Raw genomic sequence first — 3,321 nt, 5'->3', positions numbered from 1 at the left:
CTGCAGGGGGGACCCTGTGGGAGAGTAGGACGCCGCCGAACAATCATTGTGGGAAAGCCCCGCACCTTATGGTGCGGGGCTTTTCTGCGTTCCGGACCAGGTTGTCGAAGCCGGCTCGGTATCCTGGCCGCGTTCCCCAGGAGGACACGATGACAGCACAGCAGCTGGAAGACGGCGGCCCGCTCATCCCCCAGCCGGCCATGACCCGCGAGGCCCTCCGGGACGCCGTGCGCCGGATCGACATGCCGAACCTGGCCGTGCTCGACCGGGAGTGCAACGAGGCCTTCGACCGTGCCGCGGAGACGGGCGCCATCAACCCGCTGCGGTTCTTCCTGATCAAGTGGGCCACCCATGTGGCGATCCACCGCTGGCCCGCCCGGTCCGCCGCCCTGCACGAGGCGGAACGTATCGCGGGGGACCCGAACGCCACCGAACAGGAGTTCCGGGCCGCGATGGAGACCAGCAGCCGCATCCTGGCCGAGGCTCAGGGGGAGATCGGTCAGTGACTTCGCGCGGTGAAGGCGTGGAGAACGACAGCGGCTGGGCCTGGGAGTGCGACCCCAGCCGGCTGTGGGTCCTCGGGGACATGCCCGCGGAGCAGCAGGGCCTGGTCGGCTCCGTCATGGACGGGCTGGTCGACCTGGCGGCGATGGCGATCGACCCCAAGGACGGCAGCCTCTACGAGGACCCGCACCCGATGCGGCTGCGTACGTACGAGGACGAGCACCTGATGCTCTGGTACCAGACCATCCCCCACCGCAGCCGGGTCTACCTCAAGCGCGTCAACCTCTGAGGCGCTGCGTCTGACACTCCCCGGCCCGCTTGCCGGACTGTCCGGACAAGGGGGTTCGCCGGCTGTGGAGTGCGAGGAGGTGGCGGGCCAGAGCGAGGGCGGCGAGTACGGCCACGAGCGTGCACACCCCTCGCCACCCGGCCTGGCCGTAGATGCGTACGCCCAGCCAGGAACCCGCGCTGCCGCCGAGGTAGGCGCAGGTCATGTACGCGGTGTTGAGCCTGCTGCGGGCATCGGGGCGCAGGGCGAAGACCCGGGCCTGGTTGGCGACCATGCCGGACTGCATCGCGACGTCCAGCAGGAGGGTGCCGGCGACGAGCGCCGCCAGGCCGAGGGTCCCGCCCCGGGCGCCCGGCGCGAGGACCGCGGCCGAGGCCAGTACCCCGAGCAGGCAGACGAGGTTGACCGGATCCGGCCCTTTGCGGTCCACGAGGCGTCCGGCGAGGGGGGTGCAGAGCATGGTCGCCCCGCCGACCAGGGCGAGCATGCCGACCGCCTGGGCGCCCTGGCCGTAGGCCGGTCCGGTGAGGAGGAGGGCCAGGCAGGTCCAGACGGCCGAGAACCCGGCGAAGACGGTCGCTTGGTAGAAGCAGGAGCGGCGCAGTTCCGGCTCGGTGCGCAGCAGGCGCAGCGACTCGGCCAGGAGTTGGGGGTACGGCCGGGAGGTGGACGGGGTGGTGGTGGGCACCGTACGGGCGAGGACCGCCGAGAGGACGAGTACGACGAGGCCCGCGGCCAGGTAGGGGGCGCGCCAGCCCAGCCATTCGCCGAGGGTGCCGCTGAAGGTGCGGGCCAGCAGCATGCCGCCGATAGACCCGCTCAGCAGGGTGCCCATCACGGCTCCACGGCGGTCCGCGGCGACGAGTCCGGCCGCGAGGGGAGCGATGATCTGTGCGGCCACGGTGGTCATACCGATGAGGGCGCTGGCTGCGACGAGGAACGGCAGGGTGGGTGCGCAGCCGGCGGCGAGCAGGCCGACGCCGGTGAGGACGAGCAGGGTGACGAGGAACCGGCGGTGCGGGAGCCGGTCGCCGAGCGGCACCAGGAGAAGGATCCCGGCGGTGTAGCCGGCTTGGGTGGCGGTGACGACCAGGGACGCCGATTCGGGTGACGTCCGCAGGCCGGCGGCGAGCAGTGGGCTGATCGCTTGCGGGAAGTAGATGTTGCCTACGGCCACCGCGCACGTCACGGCCAGGAGCAGGACCATACGGCGGCTCATCTCGTGAGCTGCATGTGTCATGCCCTGAAGTGCATGACAGCCCCGGGCGCCGGCCAATGGATGTAGCGTCCGGCTTAATGATCAGCTTTGTGCTCGGCGTCGAGGATCTCGCGGACACGCGGTTCGCCGTCTCGCCGTTGAACGAGACGGTGATGAGCCTGCGGGTGCTCCGTGAGCCGGGGCTGTCCGCGGTGCACCTGCCGTGGCGGAGGTCCGTACTCGGCAGGCTGGGCGCGCTCGACACCGGTCTGCTGATGTCCCTGGTGGGGCCGCGGCGTACCTTGCCCGACTTCCTGACTCCGCGGCCCACGTCCTTCGCGCCGACCGTCGGACAGGAGCTGGCGGTGGTCCGCGGGACCTCCCCCGAGCTGGTGAGCCGCGATCTGCTCGCGGCGCACGCGCCGGAGCCGCTTCCGGAGGCGCTACGAGGGGTGAGTACTGGGGACGAGGGCACGGTCGCAGGACTGCGCGATGCGATCTGCGAGCTCCTTCGGCGGTACTGGGAACTCGCGGTGGAGCCGAGGTGGCCCGAGATGCGGCTGCTGCTGGAGGCCGACATGACCTACCGGGCGCGGCAGCTGGCCAGGGGAGGCGCCCGCCGGCTGTTCGCCGACATGCACCCGAACCTGCGGTGGGAGAGCGGGGTGCTGCACATCGACAAGATGATCGGCAGACACGTGGTGGAGGCGGCCGGCCGGGGGCTGCTGCTGGTGCCGTCGGTCTTCGCCCACAAGCCCGCGCCGCCGGTCAGTGCGGAGGAGGCGCCGCTGCTGACCTATCCCAGTAGGGGAGTGGCGACGCTGTGGGCTCCGGTGCCGGTGGCCGACGAGCCTGCGCTGGCGGCGCTTCTCGGTGGGCCGCGAGCGAGGCTGCTCGTTCTCCTTGCGGAGCCGTTGGCGACGGTGGAGATCGCCCGTCGCTTCCGGGTGACGCCGAGCGCGGTGTCGCAGCACCTGCGTGTGCTGCACGCGAGCGGGCTGGTCGCGCGTGCTCGGGACGGCCGACAGGTGCTGTACCGCCGCAGCCCGCTCGGCGACCAGGTGGTCGGCCGGGGGGCGGCAGAGCAGTTTTGACCCCTGTCGGGGGGTGATGTAGAGTAGAACGGTTGCCTCGAGCTGAAGGGCTCGGCACACGCCCCCGATGAATTGAATTCAGACAGGGCACCCTCGACTCCTCATCCAGGAATCTGAAGCCGGGAAATCCGGTGGAAAACTTCTGATAGAGTCGGACTCGCCGGAAAGGGAAACGCGAAAGCGAAGAACTGGAAAGCGAAACCCGCTTCGACCGGGAATCGGACACGAAAGAGTCT

At 70.4% G+C, this 3,321-nt stretch carries 4 protein-coding genes; 3 read left to right on the top strand and 1 reads right to left on the bottom strand.

The features are described from left to right. Nucleotides 1-149 precede the first annotated feature (149 nt). Nucleotides 150-506, top strand: coding sequence for a hypothetical protein (locus ACZ4TG_RS38085; protein WP_468173027.1), 357 nt, complete (start codon nt 150-152; stop codon nt 504-506). Continuing rightward, nucleotides 503-793: a hypothetical protein gene (locus ACZ4TG_RS38080; RefSeq protein WP_468173024.1), complete on the top strand. Its 291-nt coding sequence runs from the start codon at nt 503-505 to the stop codon at nt 791-793. The genes ACZ4TG_RS38085 and ACZ4TG_RS38080 overlap by 4 nt, the downstream gene beginning before the upstream one ends. On the opposite strand, the gene ACZ4TG_RS38075 is transcribed toward ACZ4TG_RS38080, so the two are convergent. After that, nucleotides 783-2,033 (bottom strand): MFS transporter, encoded by a 1,251-nt coding sequence (locus ACZ4TG_RS38075; protein ID WP_468173022.1) that lies wholly within the window; start codon nt 2,031-2,033, stop codon nt 783-785. The genes ACZ4TG_RS38080 and ACZ4TG_RS38075 overlap by 11 nt on opposite strands. Before the next feature lie 56 nt (nt 2,034-2,089). On the opposite strand from ACZ4TG_RS38075, the gene ACZ4TG_RS38070 reads away from it, so the two are divergent. Further along, on the top strand, nt 2,090-3,085 hold the full coding sequence (locus tag ACZ4TG_RS38070; RefSeq protein ID WP_468173019.1) for an ArsR/SmtB family transcription factor: 996 nt from the start codon (nt 2,090-2,092) through the stop codon (nt 3,083-3,085). Nucleotides 3,086-3,321 lie beyond the last annotated feature (236 nt).

This window comes from Streptomyces sp. NPDC028314, assembly GCF_055565795.1.
The sequence above is the reverse complement of the archived record's forward strand: the minus strand, read 5'-3'. Positions and strand labels throughout refer to the sequence as shown.